This is a genomic window from Runella sp. CRIBMP (genome assembly GCF_009905605.1).
In the GTDB taxonomy this organism is placed as follows: Bacteria; Bacteroidota; Bacteroidia; order Cytophagales; family Spirosomataceae; genus Runella.
Genome location: NZ_JAAAKZ010000011.1, coordinates 135,848 through 154,620 on the forward strand (window position 1 = coordinate 135,848; position 18,773 = coordinate 154,620).

At 43.9% G+C, this 18,773-nt stretch carries 11 protein-coding genes and 1 pseudogene; 8 read left to right on the plus strand and 4 right to left on the minus strand.

What is annotated here, in order from left to right; genetic code table 11:
* The first annotated feature begins 55 nt into the window (after positions 1-55).
* A complete protein-coding gene (locus GVN20_RS21665; protein WP_166560361.1) occupies positions 56-838 on the plus strand; it encodes a GlxA family transcriptional regulator in 783 nt (260 codons plus the stop codon).
* A 305-nt stretch (positions 839-1,143) separates the two neighbouring features.
* On the opposite strand, the gene GVN20_RS21670 is transcribed toward GVN20_RS21665, so the two are convergent.
* The 4 genes and pseudogenes from GVN20_RS21670 to GVN20_RS21690 form a co-directional block, all read right to left on the minus strand.
* On the minus strand, positions 1,144-2,322 hold the full coding sequence (locus GVN20_RS21670) for an ATP-binding protein (protein ID WP_166560362.1): 1,179 nt from the start codon (positions 2,320-2,322) through the stop codon (positions 1,144-1,146).
* A 159-nt stretch (positions 2,323-2,481) separates the two neighbouring features.
* Positions 2,482-2,954 (minus strand): annotated as a pseudogene (locus tag GVN20_RS21675) (GRP family sugar transporter); the annotation flags it as partial.
* Positions 2,955-3,473: 519 nt separating this feature from the next.
* The gene (locus GVN20_RS21685; RefSeq protein WP_166560363.1) at positions 3,474-4,214 is read right to left on the minus strand and encodes an IclR family transcriptional regulator; all 741 of its coding nucleotides are present in this window, start codon (positions 4,212-4,214) and stop codon (positions 3,474-3,476) included.
* A gap of 89 nt (positions 4,215-4,303) precedes the next feature.
* On the minus strand, positions 4,304-5,071 hold the full coding sequence (locus GVN20_RS21690; RefSeq protein WP_206023340.1) for an SDR family oxidoreductase: 768 nt from the start codon (positions 5,069-5,071) through the stop codon (positions 4,304-4,306).
* A 290-nt stretch (positions 5,072-5,361) separates the two neighbouring features.
* On the opposite strand from GVN20_RS21690, the gene GVN20_RS21695 reads away from it, so the two are divergent.
* From GVN20_RS21695 to GVN20_RS21725, 7 genes are all read left to right on the plus strand, one after another.
* Positions 5,362-8,373 (plus strand): TonB-dependent receptor, encoded by a 3,012-nt coding sequence (locus GVN20_RS21695; RefSeq protein WP_166560364.1) that lies wholly within the window; start codon positions 5,362-5,364, stop codon positions 8,371-8,373.
* 64 nt (positions 8,374-8,437) lie between these two features.
* Positions 8,438-10,144 (plus strand): RagB/SusD family nutrient uptake outer membrane protein, encoded by a 1,707-nt coding sequence (locus GVN20_RS21700; RefSeq protein WP_166560365.1) that lies wholly within the window; start codon positions 8,438-8,440, stop codon positions 10,142-10,144.
* A gap of 64 nt (positions 10,145-10,208) precedes the next feature.
* The gene (locus GVN20_RS21705) at positions 10,209-12,272 is read left to right on the plus strand and encodes a glycosyl hydrolase 115 family protein (RefSeq protein WP_166560366.1); all 2,064 of its coding nucleotides are present in this window, start codon (positions 10,209-10,211) and stop codon (positions 12,270-12,272) included.
* 3 nt (positions 12,273-12,275) lie between these two features.
* Positions 12,276-14,222, plus strand: a complete 1,947-nt coding sequence (locus GVN20_RS21710; protein WP_166560367.1) for a DUF4861 family protein — start codon at positions 12,276-12,278, stop codon at positions 14,220-14,222.
* A 10-nt stretch (positions 14,223-14,232) separates the two neighbouring features.
* Positions 14,233-15,732, plus strand: a complete 1,500-nt coding sequence (locus GVN20_RS21715) for a hypothetical protein (protein WP_166560368.1) — start codon at positions 14,233-14,235, stop codon at positions 15,730-15,732.
* 3 nt (positions 15,733-15,735) lie between these two features.
* On the plus strand, positions 15,736-17,145 hold the full coding sequence (locus tag GVN20_RS21720; RefSeq protein ID WP_166560369.1) for a GH39 family glycosyl hydrolase: 1,410 nt from the start codon (positions 15,736-15,738) through the stop codon (positions 17,143-17,145).
* A 133-nt stretch (positions 17,146-17,278) separates the two neighbouring features.
* Positions 17,279-18,763 carry a glycoside hydrolase family 88 protein gene (locus GVN20_RS21725; protein WP_166560370.1) on the plus strand — a complete coding sequence of 495 codons (1,485 nt, stop codon included), beginning with the start codon at positions 17,279-17,281 and terminating at the stop codon, positions 18,761-18,763.
* Positions 18,764-18,773: the final 10 nt, after the last annotated feature.

Consider the following 18,773-nt stretch of genomic DNA (forward strand, 5'->3'; position numbering starts at 1 on the left):
AGTGCTGATTGGTTTATGATAGGACAAAATTACTGCCCTATTTTGGCATACTTGGGTGGCAAATCTGACAATACAAGGTGCCGATCTGGTAATCATACCGGCAATGGTGGGAGATTTTACTTCTCTTATTGAAGAACACTCCGCTTTTATTGACTGGTTGAAAATACAGTATGAAAAAGGAACGGTTTTGTGCAGTACATGCAGCGGAGCGTTTTTTTTGGCTACCACGGGGCATCTCGACGGCAGAGAAGCGACGACATCCTGGTTTGCTTCTGCTGCCTTCCGGGCTTTATTTCCCCACGTAAAATTGATTGACGAAAAAATCATCGTTGACAACGGCAGATCCATCACCGGTGGAGCTACCATGTCATTTCAAAATCTGTGTATTTATTTAATAAAGAAGTATTACGGAACAGAAATAGGAAACTATGCCGCCAAAATGTTTTTGGTAGAAAAGGGCAAAGCCTCACAGTTGACCTATTCCATTTTCAACGCACAAAAAGATCATGCGGATGATGAAATTCTGAAAACCCAACACTTCATTGAAAAGAATGCGGGAGAAAAAATAAGCGTTTCGCAACTTGCCCAAGATTCAGCCATGGCCGAACGCACCTTTATCCGACGGTTTAAAAATGCAACGGGCAATACTCCCTCCGAATATATCCAGCGGGTAAAGGTGGAATTGGCCAAGAAATTACTGGAAAATGAGACGTATTCCGTCAAAGAAATTTGTTACGAGACCGGTTACGAAGACCAAACCTACTTCCGCAGTGTATTTCGCAAATTTACGGGTCAAACCCCTGCGAAATATAAAAAACAATTTACGTTTATAGTATAAAACAACCTTCAGCGGAATCTCTCTGTGCGATTTTTAAGCGGTCCCGATCGGAATTCCTTTGAGTGCTCGTTGCAGTAAATAAAACTTGTTATGATGCTGAGGTAGAAAATGGCGGTACTTACCGGATCTTTGTGGTCATTCATTTTTTTAAGCCCGATATTTCAAAAAAATCTGCTAACAGAAGATAAACCCAATGCATATTTCGTTGATGTTTTGATTATCATGCAAAGTTCCGATGATCAAAACACGAGCAATTTGACTTAGGTCAATTAATGCGGCTGCTTACACTTTAGCTCGTATTCTGCTTAATGTTTCGAGGGAAATACCTTCGGCAAAACCTCTTTGAGAAAATACATCAGGCCCGTTACCCAAACGGTCTCTTCTTTTTGGTAAAATTCGCTTTCCGGCACCACAACGTAACTTTGAGTAAGTGATAGATCGCGCCGACTTTCATAAAATCCCCGCGACAGTGTCGGGGCATTCGTCAATTTGATTTCTATTCCGATCTTCTTTCCCGAAGGGGTAATGAGCACTAAATCTATTTCGGCCCCTACCTGCGTACGATAGTAGAAAAATTGATAATCCGGCCCGACAGTACGGCGAATCTGTTCGATGACATATCCTTCCCACGACCCGCCTGCGGAAAGATTCCCCAACAGGTCTTCGTACGAATTGATTTTGGCCAAACGATGCAAAACTCCCGAATCACGTACATAAAGTTTAGGGGATTTGACCAACCGCTTACCGATATTGACAAAGTAGGGTTGCAGGCGCGTTATCAAAAAACTCCCTTCCAAAATGTCGAGATATTTACTGACCGTAGGTTGAGAGATACCGATAGAACGGGATAGCTCAGCCACATTCAGGATATTTCCATTGACTTGGGTAAGCATTGTTAATAACGTGCGCATGAGGGTTTGCGGAATTTCATACCCCAGCGATTGTAAATCACGCTGAAGAAACGTTTCAATAAAATTGTCCGTCCATCGACGCATGAGCAGGTCAGTCGGCGCAAAAAGTGCATTGGGGAAACCTCCGCGCAGCCAGTGAGTTTGGAGCGACGTTTGTTCAACCACTTCTTCCGCCGAAAAAGGGGTTAATTCGGAATAGGCAATTCTTCCCGCTAAGGTTTCTGAAGAATTTTTAAGGATACTCGGCGAAGCCGAACCCAAAAGTATAAAGCGAGCAGGCTCCCGTTGGCGGTCAATCAGGGAACGAAGCTGTCCAAACAGTTGGGGCATGAGTTGGATTTCATCAATGATAACGCATTTATCGACATGAGCTTCTAAATAAAAACCTGCTGATTGGAGCTTTGAACGGTCACTTTCGTCTTCCAGATCTAAATATAAACAGGGTTTTGTGAGCTGATGTTGGAGCCAACGCGCCAGGGTCGTTTTGCCCACCTGACGCGGCCCAATGATACCGACCGCCGGAAAATAGCTGAGGTCGGTCATAATCTGTTGGGTGATTTTTCGCTGAATCATGGCCAAAAATAAAAATTAACCTTGAAAATATAAAATCAGATTTATATTTTCAAGGTTAATTTTAACAAATAAGCTTGTTAACCACCGACCATCTGCCACCTGCCCGTACGGAAATGAAGCCGATAACTTCCCTTTGAGGAATGGGGACGGAAGAAAAAATCACCTTGTGAATATAATCAACCCCAGCCCGATGATATAACACATCAGCATCATGTTCAGCAACGCGGAGGTACCTTTCGGCGCATTTTTGAATTCTTTCTAAATATAGATTCCCCACAAAGCGGCCACGATCGTAACGCCTTGTCCAAGACCGTAGGAGATGGCGGGGCTGGCCTTTTCGGCGGCTAAAATGCTGAACGACATACCCACATTCCAGATCATGCCTCCCAGGATTCCCATCAGGTGGTCGCGGGCGCTGCCGTTGAAATACGCCGCAAACGACGTGGGTTGCCCCACAAACGGCCGATACATCAGCACGGTATTGAAAAAATGCCGACGGCAAAAAAGACCAATGCCGTGTAGGGGGTTAATTTTCCCGCTTCGGGAAAGGCAAAATCGGTGGTCATCGAATTGGCCACGTACTTATAAAAAAAGCCCATCAACACCGGGTCGTGTGCCTCCACGGTAATGCCTGTGAGAAGTTTGGTCTCCGTTTCGTTGGGCGTGATGGCAAACAGATAGGAATAGATCTCATCGGGTAGCGGCTTTGCGGGGGCCGGATTCATATCCCTTGCAAAGATACTGTCAAAAACAATAGAGCTGTATCCGAACGTATGAACCGGTGTTGCCTGTTTTCATTCTATAAATGATTTTTAATTATCATTTATAAATTGCTCAAATGTTATCGGCTGTTTGTCGGTAATTCTCTCAACTCAATCTGTTATTTTAGGTTTTTTTTGAAATCTTGGGAAATAGTGAAGCATAATCATAGGTGCGAGATAAGGTAAAACTTAAGTAGTACGAGTTTTGATTATAAAAATGTTATCATTTTATATGAAAATGATAACATTCGGAAATCTACTGCAATTAACTTATTATAAAGAGTTAAATCGTTCGGTTTATATATTACGACGGAGAATTGTGGTAAGAGTTTACGAAGTTAAAGATTGTTTATCAATCAGTTAATTAACAAATTAAATGGAATTTTGCCGCTAAGAGAGCATTTTTCGATTAATAACCGCGACGGCATCCCGCAGTCCCTGAATAATTTCTTTCTTTTTAGCTGCCGAAAAACGATATTCGGGTAAAAAGATACTAAGTCCGGCAACGACCTGATTATTGACCATTATGGGCACTGCAAAACCTACCAAATGAGTATTTTTGAAATGCGTCATGGCCATACCGTCCTCCCTGATTTTGGCCAATGCTTTCAGCAATCCTTCTACGGTATCCGCTTCTTCCCACAGCGCTTTCTCAGGGAGGCCGTTGTGTTGCAAAAAACGTTCCCGCTCTTTGTCCGAAAGATACGCCAACAGCAGCCGACCGCTCGCGGTTTCATAGACACTGCGCTCCGAACGAATCCGTACCTGTATGTCCTGATTGCTATTGACAACGTGCAGTATGAAGCGTTTATAATTACGCAAAGTCCCTAAAATACAGGATTCATTCAACCGCTCGGTGAGCTGTTCCATCGGTTCCTTGGCCGCCATAACCAAATCCTGTCCGTAGGCTACTTCATTGGTCAGCTGAAAGGCCATCGGCCCGAGCCGATAGCCTTTCTTTTTGCCGATGTGTTCCAAATAATTTTTGGCCACCAATGTTTTGATGATGTTGGCCGCGGTAGCCTGATTGAGTTGCAGACCTTCCGCAATTTCGGGGAGAGAAACCGCCTGCCCATTTCGTTGAGCGACCATTTCCAAAATATCAAATGCCTTAATGATTACCTGTACCATACATTACTATTGTGAGAGTAAATATAGGTGATTTTCAACAATTCATTAAAACGCGTCATTTTTCGGAAAGTGCTTTAAGAAAAAACGTCCTACCGTCCCATCCAACCACCATCTACGGTCACAATCGTTCCGTGTACATAATTAGCCGCTTCAGAGGCCAGAAACAAGGTAATTCCCTTAAAGTCATCGGGTGTTCCCCAACGCCCGGCAGGAATACGCGATAAAATAGAAGCGCTTCGGTCGGCATCTTTGCGGAGTGCGTCTGTATTGTCGGTAGCGATGTAGCCCGGTGCGATGCCGTTGACATTTACGCCTTTTCCCGCCCATTCATTAGCAAGCGCTTTGACCAAACTTCCAATAGCGCCTTTGCTCGCGGCGTAACCGGGTACATTAATGCCCCCCTGAAACGTGAGCAGCGAAGCCGTAAAAATGATTTTCCCCTCCCCTCTTGCCACCATCTCTTTGCCGATTTCCCGACTCAACACAAACTGCGCGTTGAGGTTGGTTTCAATGACGGTATCCCAGTATTCATCGGGGTGTTCGGCAGCGGGTTTGCGCAGGATTGTGCCTGCGTTATTCACCAAAATATCAATTTTTGGAAAGTCGGCTTTTACAGCTTCAATGAAGCGATACAGATCCAGACGATCGGCAAAATCACACTGATATGCTTTAAAGCTTCGGTCCAATGCCAGCACCTCCTGTTCAATGCTGCTCCCCGACAATTCCAACGTGGCAGATACGCCGATAATATCGGCTCCTGCCTCGGCCAAAGCAAGTGCCATAGCTTTACCGATTCCTCTTTTAGAGCCCGTTACTAGTGCTGTTTTTCCCTTAAGATCAAAAAGTTGATGCGCCATAATATTTGATTATTGTTAGAGTATTAATGTTTTATTTATTGACTATAATTTTATTCTAAATAGGAATTGAAAAAAAAATAAAAATGATGATAATATGATTTTTTTTATATCAAACACCAAATTTAACTTCTAATTATTATTTGTATTGTACAAATACAATAAACCTATCTTATTAAATTACAATAAAAAAATTATATTTTGACAAAAGTATTGACATCTCGTTAATAATCAAATAATATTGTATCGTGATAGTATAAATTATCAATGTTATAGTATAAATTCCAGAACCAATGAAAATGACATTTACATTTAAACCGACATCCTGGCTTTGGGCGCTTTTGTTGCTTTGGTCAACAGGCACTTTTGCGCAGACCGTCAAAGGTAAGATCATCGATGAAAATCAACAGGGATTGCCAGGTGTCAACGTAGTGGAAAAGGGCACGACCAACGGAACTTCAACCGATGCCAACGGTGCTTTTTCAATTAACCTAACCGGAAAAGCACCGATTTTAGTACTATCATTTGTAGGGTACACTCCGCAGGAAATCCCAGTCAATAATCAAACCTCGCTTAATGTCACGATGAAGACGGACAACAGACTCCTCAATGAAGTCGTCGTGGTAGGTTACGGCACCCAGAAAAAGAAAGATTTGACCGGCTCCATTGCTTCCGCCGACTTGGTGGCTTTCAAAGAATCTCCCAATGTCAGTATCTTACAATCGTTGAAGGGGTCGTTGCCGGGTTTGACCATCAGCCAGACCAACCGGGCGGGAGATGAGCCTTCCATCAATATTCGGGGAACTTCGACACTCAACGGCAATACCTCACCGCTGATCATTGTTGATGGAATTATCTTTAACGGACGCCTTTCTGACATTAACCCTTCGGATGTGGCAAGTGTGGACGTATTGAAAGACCCGAGCAGCAAGGCGGTATATGGTTCGCAGGCGGCCAATGGTGTAGTGTTGGTAACAACAAAAACAGGACGTGCCGCCACAAAGCCAAGCATTACTTATTCAGGAAGTTATGCAGTTTCATCGCCAACAGTTGATGCTAAATTATTACGTAGAGATGCTTTTTTAGAGAAAATCAGAGACATTAATTATCTGACGGCCTTCACCAAAGAGTCGGGTTATACAGCTCCCAACCCCGCTTGGACATTTGCCAATTCAGAACTCTTCCCCGTTTCCTTAGCGGGTGTAAACTCCACCAACGATTACGATTGGTATGGCGACCTCACTCAAAATGCTTTAATTACCAATCATAACCTGAGTATTTCGGGTGGGTCAGACAAGACTAATTATTTTATGTCGGGTGGTTATACCAACGAAAAAGGTTTAATAAAAAACGACGATTACGGTCGTTATACGATGCGTATCAATTTAGATACTGAGGTAACGAAATGGCTGACTTTGGGGGCAAATACCTCTGGTTCTTTTACGAATTTCTTCAAAGATGCTCCTGATATGAACTCTATCGTGGGCACCAACCCATTGGTATTGCCAAGAGATGAAAACGGAAATTATAGAATCAACCCGATTGGCGACTTTCAGGTAAATCCCTTTTTATCGGCCGAAAACGACCGCTACGAAGTACAAAGCCGTTTGGTAGGTAATTTTTTCGGGATTGTTCGTATTCCGAGTATTCCGGGTTTTAGCTATCGTTTGAATTTTGGCCATAATCTCAAATATTTCAAGAACTATGCGGCAAGTATTTACGGTGCGGGTCAAACGGGGTCAGCTTCTAAAAACGATGCGACACAATATGAGCAAACATTGGATAATATCTTCAACTACAAAAAGAGCTTTGGTAAACACAATATTGATGTCACAGCTTTGTACGGTTACAACATCGCTAAGTTTAATAATACGTCTGCTTCGGGTACCGGTTTTTCGGATCTGAACTTGTCTTATAATAGCTTACAACAAGCTGAAATTCAGAAAATAAGCTCTTCTGCCTGGCAGGAAAACTTGCTGTACCAAATGGCAAGTGTAGCCTATAATTACGGCAGCAAATACTTAGTCAAAGCTACGGTTCGTCGGGACGGTTTCAGTGGTTTTTCAGCAAATAACAAAACAGGTATTTTCCCTTCTATTGGCCTTGGTTGGGTGCTTTCAGAAGAAAGTTTCTTTAAAGTTCCGGGCATTGACTATCTCAAAATCAGAGGAAGTTACGGAGAAAATGGTAACAAAGTAGGGCGATACAGCTCACTGGCAAGAGTGGCTTCGACCGACGATTCAAAATACGTTTTTGGCGACGGTGGTATGACCTCTATCGGTCGGTCGGTGGCTTCATTGGCCAACGCCGATCTCAAATGGGAACGTACCCGTGGTATCAACATCGGGCTTGATTTTGCCATTTTGAAAAACCTTATTGATGGAAATATCGAATATTATAATTCAAATACCAACGACCTGCTATGGCAACAAACGCTTCCACAAACCTCAGGCTTTGCCAATGTATTCACCAACTTGGGCCAAATCAACAACACGGGAATTGAGTTTATGCTGCATGGACAGCCCATTAAAACTGGCAATTTTACATGGGATTTGACGGTTAACTTTACCCGCAACCGAAACAAAGTAGTCACGATTTTGGATGAAGATAAAAACCAAGATGGCGTAGAAGACGACCTCATAGCCAGTGGTTTGTTTATTGGAAAACCTATTGGAACAATTTACGACTACAAGACGGCGGGTATTTATCAACTGGCCGACGAAAAATTGGCGGGTTTTCAAGCGGGTACCTATCGCATTGAAGACCTAAACAAGGATGGTAAAATTACAGCTGCCGATGACCGTCAGATTTTGGGAAATACCGAACCAGCGTATCTGTTTGGTATTCAAAATACCGTATCCTATAAGCAATTTACATTGCGGGCATTTATAAACTCTGTTCAAGGAGGTAAAAGCAGCTACTTGGCAGCAAACGCCCCCGCCGGAAACTATGGTACACCCGGAAATGCCACCAATTCCAACTGGTTTGATTTTACTGATTTTTGGTCGCCACGCAACCCCAATGGCATACACCCCAATCCGTGGGTACCTACGCCTGCCGGTGGAAGAGAATTTTTCCAGCGCAATTTTGTGCGTTTGCAAGACATCTCACTGTCCTACAATCTTACAGACAAAACTGCTAAGAAAATCGGGGCATCCAATGCAAAACTATTTGTAAGTGGTAAAAACCTACTTACACTTACCAAATGGAAGGGCTGGGATCCGGAAGTGGGCTTAGGTGTAAGTTCTGTCAATGCCTTCCCGGTAATGAAGTCCTATTCTTTTGGCGTTGAAATCACATTTTAAAGCCCCTCAAAATCTCCCGATGGGGAAACTTTAATTGATTTAATCAACCAAGATTTTACAAAAAATGAAAAATAACCTATTTAAAATACTCCTTTTGGCAGGTGGAGTCCTGCTGAATTCAAGTTGTAACGAAGAAGAGTTTTTGAAAGAAGTACCGTTGGATTTTTACAGTCCCGAAAACTCTTTCATTAATGCCGGAAACTTTGAAGCTGCCCTGACCGATTTGTATTCGAGGGTGCGAGCTATTCAAAGCGTGGATGGAGGTGCAAACCTTTATTCAGAAGTACTCGGTACAGATATTGCATTTAATGCCCGTCTGGACCAGTCTCGATTAGGAAGTTACACCGTTTCGCTTACTCCTCAGGGTGATATTCCACGTCAACACTGGATTCGTTGGTACAAAATTATTGGCAATGCCAATACTATTATAGCGAGAGCGGCAACATCAAATGTTACAGAAGCACAAAAGAAACAATTTGCCGCCGAGGCTAAACTTTTCAGGGCTTTTGCCTATCATAAGTTGGTACATTTGTATGGTGGTGTGCCGTTGATATTGGAAGAAGTAAATACGCCAAGAACCAATTTTACGAGGGCTTCGAAAGACGATGTGTTGAAGCAAATTATTGCCGATGCTACGGAGGCTGCCGCAAACTTACCCAATGTAGATGCTGTAAAAGATGGCAAATTGAGCAAAGCCGTAGCCAACCACCTTTTGGCCGAAACCTACATTGCGGTCAAAGACTACGATAAAGCCATTGCAGCAGCTACCGAAGTGATTGATAAGTCGAATCTACGACTAATGACTGATCGTTTTGGTAGTCTTAGAACCCAACCAGGCGATGTATTCTATGATTTATTCAGAGTAGGCAATCAAAACCGAAAGGCGGGAAATATGGAGTCTATTTGGGTAATTCAGTATGAGTTAGATGTAATTGGCGGTGTTTTGACATCATCGGGTAGCCCCATGAATAACCTCGAACGAGTGGTAGCCCCAGCGGTTTTTTCTATCTCTGACCCAAGTGGCAGGGCTGCTTTATTAGATAATGCGTCGGCATCAACGCTCAATAGTGGCGGTCGTGGTGTATCTTTCGTTCGCCCATCTGATTACTGGACTTACGAAATTTGGGGATTAGACCCTAAAAAGGACAATCGTAAATTACCTGCCACGCTTACCGACATCAGAACATCGCCTTTCAACATTGTGCGTGATTTTGTTTATACCAATCCAGCCTCTCCTAATTTTGTGGGTAAAAGTTTGATTGATTTTCCTGCCCCCAACTGGATAGCTGCTTCTTGGCGTTGGTATCCGTACCCTTCAAAAGTAACTACCCCCGGGCAACATCCTGCGGGCGTGGTGCAGGATGCTGCCAAATTGACCTTGAAAACCACGGCCGGACCTACGTTTAGAGATATGTACATGATTCGTTTACCAGAAACAATTTTGTTGAGGGCCGAAGCTCAGCTTCTAAAAGGAAATGCTACTGCTGCCGCCGCTGATATTAATTTGGTTCGCAACCGTGCAAAAGCAACGCCCGTAACAGCCGCCGAAGTTACACTGGATTATATTTTGGACGAAAGAGCCCGTGAACTGATCTTTGAAGAAGACCGTCGCGTGACGCTTTCCAGAATGGGTAAATTGGTGGAAAGAGTTAAAAAATACAATCCACTCAATGCGCCGAATATCCAACCGTTCCACGCCCTGTTTCCGATTCCTTTTTCCGAAATAGAAGCCAACAAAGACGGGAAACTGGAGCAAAACCCAGGGTATTGATTTGTACTGTGCCCAAAAGGGTCCATACCGACTGTTGGCCCTTTTAATTCAAACACGTTGTACCATGAGAATGTATTTATTTCTTATCCATTTGCTGGTGTCCCTCCAAGTGACGGGACAGCAGGTCCTCCCTTTTATTCTGGTAAATCAAACACAGAAAGCGGTAATTGTCTTGCCGAAAACGGAACTGGAATCGGTGCAATTGGCCGTAAAAGATTTGGTGAGCGATGTACAGAAAATTACGGGAAAAACGCTTGAAATCGCTACCGCAAAAGTACCCGGACGGCAGGCTGTATTTATAGAAACCCAGCAGAACACGGACGCTGAAAACTATCGAATTCAAACCAAAAACGGAAACCTTTACATTTCAGGCAGTAATGCGTTGGGGACAATAAGCGGCATTTATTATTTTACAGAAAAGTATCTGGGCGTTGACCCGATGTATTTTTGGAACAACCGGGAACCAGCAAAACAACGCGTTTTAGCCTGGCAGGAGATTGATGTACAATCTCAGACGCCTACATTTAAATACCGCGGTTGGTTCATTAATGATGAAGACTTACTAACAGAATGGCAGGAAAGTAACGGAAAACGTACTATTGATTATCCCTATTACCAACAGGTTGTTTCACCCAAAACAATGGCAAAGGTGTGTGAAACCGCTTTGCGACTGCGCTTCAATTTGATCATTCCTGCCAGTTTTATTGATATTCGTAATCCTGCCGAAGCCGCTTTGGTGCAGGAAGCGACCCGTCGGGGGCTGTTTGTTTCGATGCACCACGTTGAACCAATGGGAGTCAGTGCCTTTTCGTATTTTAATTATTGGAAGGAAAAAGAGGGTACGAAACCTGGCGTCGGACCACCACTTTTTTCGTATTTCAGTAATAAAGAAAAGGTAGAAGAAGTTTGGGAACTGTATGCTAAAGAGTGGGCAAAATACCCGAATCTCATTTGGCAGATCGGTTTGCGTGGCATAGCTGACCGCCCCATGTGGTTGGCTGATCCAAACACGCCCCAAACGGATGCCGATCGCGGCAAATTGATTTCGGAAGCAATGGCATTTCAGATGCAATTGATAAAAGAAGTGGACAAACGACCCAATCCGCCCGTCACCACCACCCTTTGGGCAGAAGGCTCGACATTAAATCAGGCAGGATACCTCCAAATCCCTGAAAACGTTACCATCGTTTTTGCAGATAATTCACCGGGTTGGCGCTGGCAGGCAGATTTTTTTCAAACCAAGCGTTCTCCAAAGAACAGTTACGGTGTCTATTATCACCATCAATTATGGGGTTCGGGTCCGCATTTAGTGCCGATCGTATCACCTGCGCAAACGCACAAGGTTTTATCGCAGGCCATTGAAAAAGGCGATACGACCTACTGCATTATGAATGTATCGAATGTACGGGAATTTTCGTTGGGGATTGCGGCTTCTGCTGCCATGCTTGTAGATTTCAAAAACTTCAGTGTACAAGCGTTTAATGCTCAATGGTTTAAAGAGCGATTCGGCAATTCTTCAAAGCCGGCCCAACAGGTTTATCAGGCCTATTTTGAAAGCTTTGAGGTAAATGACAAAACTGGAACGCCCATCTTAATGGATGGTCAGATCAATGGTTTAGCTGCCGGAATTTTGAGTGAATTAAAGTGGCAATTGACAGATTCTGTACAGTATCAGGCCTTATTAAAAAAGAAACACCAAGAAACGGATGAAAGTAAATGGATAAAATCTGCCATTGGCGATATGCTGTCGGGTAATTTGACCAACAAAGAATTATTACAAAGGGTGATCCGTCAGAAAAATGGGTTATTAAAAGCCGAAAACATGGCGCAGCAAATCGAGAATAACGCGTTTTTCTTGACTGATTTTGCGGCCCATTTAAAGATTATGCTAGGCCTGACTGCGTGGCTTGAAAACTGCCTTGAAGCCAAAATCGCCGCCGATGAACACAATCTAACAAAGACAAAAATCCACCTGCAAAAAGCATTGGAGTGCTTCTCGGTAATAAGAGAAGGTCAACGATTGAAAAGTCAGGGTGAAAAATGGCGAAACTGGTACCGAGGAGATAAGAAAATGAATCTGTCGAGTAAAGAAAACCTGACAACATCGGTTGTAGAAATTTTGAAATAATCCATGAAACAATCTGCTTATAAATCTCTTTTTTTACTGTTCATTGGCCTATGGCTGAGTGATTTAAAGTCTATTGCCCAAACAAAACCCATTGGCACCGAAGCCATTGCTGAACTTGCCGTTGAGCGTGGTTTGAAAGAAATCGACTTGGGTATTTATGGAGGTACGCTCTTTATGCACGGCTTGAGTGAATTGGCGGTGCTGCAAAAAGACCCCAAAAACCTGAACCGAGCTATTGAGCTGTTTGGTAAATTCAAAACCAAAGAAATCAAAGGACGCGGGAGTTTTATCAGTTACGAAGCCGGCGGCAGCGGCGTGGCCTATCTAAATTATTTGAAAAAGTCGGACAAACTGAAAGAACAGGCTGAGGAGTATGCCGACAAAATGTTCAAAAAACAAAAACGTACTTCCGAAGGATTGATGACCGCCCCGTGGCTCAAAGACAGTCTCGACCAATTCATGATCGATTGTGCCTTTGCCGTGACCCCTTACATGCTCTACGCTGGTCTGAGCATGAACAGGCCCGAATATCTTGATCTGGCCGTTTTTGAGACCTTAGAAATGTTTAAAATCCTCAAAGACCCCAACGGCCTGATTCACCAAGGGCGGGGCTTTCAGGGATTGGGAAAGATTTCGGAAGACAACTGGAGTCGGGGAAATGGCTGGGGCGCTTTTGCATTGGCGTTTTTGGTACGGGATTTGCCCGATAACCACCCTCGAAAAAAAGAAGTAAACGACCTTGCCAAAAACTTCTTTACGGCCATTTTAAAATATCAAAATCAGGAAGGTTTGTGGAATCAGGAAATGACCGAACACACCTCTTTTGTCGAAACTTCAGGTAGCGGACTGATGCTCTTTGGATTGGGAATTTGTCTCGAAAAAGGCATCCTTGATAAAACTTATTTGCCACAATTCATCAAAGGATTGAGCGGTTACACATCTTACATCACGCCCGATGGCTCCATCAGCAACGTTACGATAGGCTGTTTATGCCCCGGCAAAGGCACAAAAAAGGATTACATCAAACACGCATTGAAACTCAACGATATTCACGCGTTTGGTCCGGTGGTGTTGGCCTTTACGCAGGCCGCCAAAATGGGTATCAAAGAAATTACCCCCGCCAAAAGCATAGGCTGTTACGTGACCGATTTTAACAAACCCATGAAACCGCAGGCCTACGTAAGATACATGCCCGAAGCCAACGAAAATATTTGCTGGGAAAACGACCGCATTGCCTTTCGGGTGTATGGCCCGCCCGTCAAACACCGGGTGAGCAGCGGTATTGATATTTGGACCAAATCGGTGGATTATCCCATCATTTCCAAATGGTACAACAACAATAACATGGGCAAATCGTACCACGAAAATCACGGCGAAGGCAACGATTTCTACCATGTAGCGTACGGAAGAGGTTTAGGCGGCACGGCTGTTTGGCGCAACAGCAAACCTTTTATCTCTCAGCCTTATGCTACGCACAGAATTTTGAAAAATACCGAAGAAGAGATCGCTTTTGAACTCAATTTTGATTCTTGGGACGCAGACGGTATCAAGGTTAGCGAGAAAAAAGTAATCAGTTTGAAAATGGGGACGAACTTCTGCAAGGTGGTCAGCACGTTTACCACCAATTCCAAAGAACCTTTAACAATAGCTCTGGGAATTTCATATACCAACAAACCCGAAATAATCAGTGACGCAAAAAAAGGCACCCTTACGTTATGGGAAACTTTTCAACTTGAAAACGGTGAGTTAGGTACAACAGTTAGGGTAAACCCTGCTGATTTTAAAGCATTTGCCGATTACGAAAAAGAAAAATATGTATTGGTAAAAGCTCAATCCGGCCGGCCCATTACCTATTACGTAGGAGCCGGTTGGAGCAAAGCACCGCAATTCAAAACGAAACAGGATTGGCTGGAATATGTAAATGCCGAAATTCCAAAAATGAAGTTTTAAAAAGAACAGTATGAAATTTTGCACATCGCTCATAGTTAGCTTTTACATTGGTTTATCCTACCCTTTCGCTCAGAAGATCGACACGTCGGCCAACCGGGTAAAGACGGAGTTTACCATTGCGCTGAAACGAATTGGGACGCTCAAGTCCAAGAGCACCAACGAGATAAAATCGTCCAATTGGCTGCTGGGCTGCGAAACTCTCGACCGCGACATGACGGACTATGAGCAATACAAAGCCTACATCGCGCCCCTGGGTATCAAACGCTTACGGATGCAGGCAGGATGGGCCAAAACCGAAAAAGTAAAAGGAGTATACGATTGGGCTTGGCTGGATAAAATCATCACCGATGCCGCAGCTCGTGGCTTTGAACCGTGGTTGGAACCAGGCTACGGAAACCCGATCTATCCTGGCGGCGGCGGCGTGAATCTGAGCGCTGGCATTCCATCTTCCGAAGAAGCCCTGAAGGCTTGGGACAAATGGGTGGAAGCGTTGGTGAATCGTTATAAAGGCCAAGTAAAGGAATGGGAAGTGTGGAATGAACCCAATTTTGGAGATAATGAAATCAACAAACCCGAAAAAGTAGCCGATCTGAACATTAGAACTGCCGAAATCATCAAACACATTCAGCCCACGGCTAAAATCTCGGGCTTAGCCATGGGTCACATTGACCTGAAGTATGCCGATATTTTTTTCAAAACCATCCATGAAAAAGGTAAAATGAACCTGTTTGACAACATGACCTACCACGACTACGTCTACAACCCCGATTCCAATTATGGAAAAGTAGGTGAATTGAGAAGGGTTTTGGACAAGTACGCCCCCAACGTAAAATTACGTCAGGGCGAAAACGGAGCACCTGCCATCAACGGCGGCGGCCGGGGAGCCTTGGGCGATTATGACTGGACCGAAGCATCGCAGGCAAAATGGGATATCCGTCGAATGTTGGGTGATCTGGGGCACGACATCGAATCAAGTATCTTAGGCATCATTGACATGAATTACGGCGTTATGGCAGGTCCTATAAAACTACTGAACGTCAAAGGATTGATTGAGTCAGATTCTACCAAAAGAGCCCTTCGGCCCAAAATGGTCTATTACGCCATGCAAAACGTTGTCTCTGTTTTTGACGATCATTTGGTACGCATCAAACACATCGAAGACACTCACAATGTCAATATGAAAATAGGCAGCGACGAAGTACGCTACAACAAAGGCACCGACAGAAGCATTGCCGTCTATGCCTACGAACATAAAACCACCAAAAAGCAGGTATTCACTATTTGGAACAACGAGTACATTCCAATGAATACCAATACGACCAAAAACATCAATTTCACGATCCTGAACGGCAATTTCGACCAACCGGTTTATGTCGATATTCTGACGGGAGGCATTTACGAAATCCCTGAAAATCAGTGGACTAAAAAAGAAAACAAATACATTTTTAAAAATATTCCCGTTTACGATTCTCCCATTTTGATAGCCGATAAATCGGTTTTAAAATATTGAAATATGAAAACAAAAGCCTTAATTTTTCTCGCTTTCACCGTGTGCTGTGTCTCGCAGCCCGCCAACGCCCAATCAACCTGGAAAGAAATCGGCCAACTTAAGACCCGCGATGCCAAAGATATCAAAAGCAGTACGTGGTCTATTGGCGGTGAAACCCTGGACAGAGATTATACTGATTATCAGTCGTACAAAACCTATTTGGGGCCACTGGGTGCCAAGCGCATTCGATTGCAGGGTGGTTGGTCAAAGTGCGAAAAAGTCAAAGGGGTGTATGATTTTGCATGGTTGGATGCCGTCATTCCTGATGCCGCTGCGCGTGGCGTGGCCCCATGGGTTGAATTATCTTACGGAAATCCAATTTATGAAGGCGGCGGCGAAGCAAAATTGATGGGGCATATACCCACTTCCCCAGAGGGCTTACAGGCGTGGGATAATTGGGTACGGGCCATGGTGATTCGTTATAAAAACCAAGTACCGCAGTGGGAAATTTGGAACGAACCCGACGGTAATCCCAAACATACCGGCAGGCAAATCGCAGAGTTTTATGTTCGCACCGCCCGCATTGTGAGGAGCATCCAACCCGAGGCAAAATTGATCGCGCTGGGCATGGCAAGCGTGACAAAGCTTGATTTTACGCGGGATTTTATGGAGTACCTCAAGCAAAACAACGCGCTGGATTTGATTGATATTTTGACCTATCATGGGTATTCCCATAATCCTGACCTTTCTTATCCACACATCGAACGGTTGCGATCCGTCGTATGGAGTTACAAACCCGAAGTAGTATTTATGCAGGGCGAAAACGGTGCCCCGTCTCAGGCCAAAGGCACCACGGTAGGTGCCATGACCGATCAGGACTGGTCTGAGTTGACACAAGCCAAATGGGATTTGCGCCGTATGATGGGCGACCACGGGCGCGACATTGCCACCAACCTGTTCACCATCAGCGACATTCACTACGCCCCCGGCGACCACATGGTGGGCATCAACTCCAAAGGCTTGCTGAAAACCAATCCCGACAAAACCATCGAACGACCCAAAATGAGTTACAAAGCCGCTCAACACGTTTTTTCGCTGTTTGATGACCAAATCGAATTAACAAAAAATAAGCCAACTACCAATCAGTCAACGATTTATACTTTTCAGTACCAACACAAACAAAACAAAGCCAGTCTGATTACTCTTTGGAGCGGGGAGGCACGCCCGGCAGAAACGTACGAGCCTAAATTGACCACGGTTACGGTTGAAGGAAGTTTCAGTAATCCCGTTTTTGTAGATTTAATTTCGGGGAAAGTGTATGAAATTCCTAAAAATAAAGTAAAAGTCGAAGGTAAAAACATCACGTTCACCGACGTTCCCGTACCGGATTATCCCGTCTTAATGGCTGATAAAAGTGTACTGCTGTACAAGTAATGTCCTTTTTTTAAAATAAAGTGAAAGGAGTTTAACACGGAGAACCACAGCGTTATCAATTACTCTGCAACGCCACCATAGTTGACCTTTCGTATTAAAATTGATTTTAAAAATGCTTTACTCCCGTCGCCAAATGCTGAAAACTGCAACGCTGCTCGCTACGACTTCCCCTTTTGAAAATTGGGCAGTAAATGCGGCATACAGTTATTTATTGGCAAAAGTCACGGAGGAAGAAGCCATTTTACCAACTGATAAATACATCGCTTTTGATTGGTCATTTTCAGAAATTTCGGCTGGGCATGAAGGTATAAAACTAAATTGGAATCAGCCGCTTTCCTCTAAAAATCAGTTTGCTTCCTTACGTATTACCAGTGCTACTGACGTGCGGGAAGTCTTAGTTTTGGAAGTAAGCACCGCCAAAACAGGCAAAAAAATAGCCGATTGGGATATGCGATTTGCGGCGTTGTTGCAGCCGTTTGAGTTGCAAATTCCTCAAGAATACCTACAAGCTGTTTTTGACGAGGGAATCACATTAAAAATGGCAAAGGGCACCAAACCTTTTTGGTTTTTTAAAAACAATCATTCAGCGAAAACTGCCCCGAAAGCCTATTTGCCACATTTGCTGGTTTACGAAAAAGGAACAAACAAAGAAGCCGAATCGTCGGACCGCTGGAAAGACCGTTTATTATCGTTCGAATCGCTGCAAACGTTTGGTTGGCAGCAGGGCATCGTGTGGGATGGACTTCTCGAAATGAGCAAAAAATCTGTGAAAGCAAAAGCTGTTTTAACCCAACAATTGGACTTGTATTTTGCCAATAACAGCTTGGTGTACTGCAATTTAAACAATGTAAAAACTGTCGAAAAAATCCATACGGTCGAGTCCATTTTGCCCTTTGCCATTTTAGCCCAAACTAACCCAACTCACCCGCTGTTAAAAACGGCCATTGAATTTTGTGAAGCACACGCCAACGTTGAAGGCGTCATTGCCGACGGAACGGGGAATAATAGAATGGTAAAAACCGAAGAATGTTATACGGTCAGTTATCCGTTGGCAGTGTTGGCAAAAACCCTGAACCGTCCCGATTTGGCACAACTCGCCATCAAAACGTTACAATCAAGAATATCTATACTTGAAAAAGGAACACGTATTTATCAGCGAGGTACTGAGCAAGGGGAGCTTTTCTTTGAAAATTGGAGCCGTGGCGTGGCTTGGTACCTGTTGGGATTGGTAAAAACGTTAGTGCATTTACCCCAAAGTACCGAAAAAGAAGCATTGAAAATTTCTTTTCAAAATGCAGTTGAAAAAGTGATGAGTTACCAACAATCCAACGGGTTGTGGTACTGCTTTTTTCATATGCCCAAAACAGGCTTGGAAACCTCCGGAACTGCGGGGATTGCCGCCGCTTTAACATACGGATACCAAAACGGTTTGCTCAATCAAAATGTAAAAGAAGCTGCCTTAAAGGCTCAAAAAGGGTTGTTGTCGTACATGACACCCGATGGCTTTTTGCACGGTACCGCCCAAGTAAACAAAGGCGGCGATACCCTGCAACAAAACGGATTTCGAGTTATTTCACCCTATACCTTAGGCTTTTTAGCCCATTTTACCACCACATAGGAACATAGAA

Excerpts from the sequence above, each read along its gene's own strand:
- GVN20_RS21670 (WP_166560362.1), bottom strand. The coding sequence starts at position 2,322 with ATGATTCAGCGAAAAATCACCCAACAGATTATGACCGACCTCAGCTAT.
- GVN20_RS21685 (WP_166560363.1), bottom strand. The coding sequence starts at position 4,214 with ATGGTACAGGTAATCATTAAGGCATTTGATATTTTGGAAATGGTCGCT.
- GVN20_RS21690 (WP_206023340.1), bottom strand. The coding sequence starts at position 5,071 with ATGGCGCATCAACTTTTTGATCTTAAGGGAAAAACAGCACTAGTAACG.
- GVN20_RS21695 (WP_166560364.1), top strand. The coding sequence starts at position 5,362 with ATGAAAATGACATTTACATTTAAACCGACATCCTGGCTTTGGGCGCTT.
- GVN20_RS21700 (WP_166560365.1), top strand. The coding sequence starts at position 8,438 with ATGAAAAATAACCTATTTAAAATACTCCTTTTGGCAGGTGGAGTCCTG.
- GVN20_RS21705 (WP_166560366.1), top strand. The coding sequence starts at position 10,209 with ATGAGAATGTATTTATTTCTTATCCATTTGCTGGTGTCCCTCCAAGTG.
- GVN20_RS21710 (WP_166560367.1), top strand. The coding sequence starts at position 12,276 with ATGAAACAATCTGCTTATAAATCTCTTTTTTTACTGTTCATTGGCCTA.
- GVN20_RS21715 (WP_166560368.1), top strand. The coding sequence starts at position 14,233 with ATGAAATTTTGCACATCGCTCATAGTTAGCTTTTACATTGGTTTATCC.
- GVN20_RS21720 (WP_166560369.1), top strand. The coding sequence starts at position 15,736 with ATGAAAACAAAAGCCTTAATTTTTCTCGCTTTCACCGTGTGCTGTGTC.
- GVN20_RS21725 (WP_166560370.1), top strand. The coding sequence starts at position 17,279 with ATGCTGAAAACTGCAACGCTGCTCGCTACGACTTCCCCTTTTGAAAAT.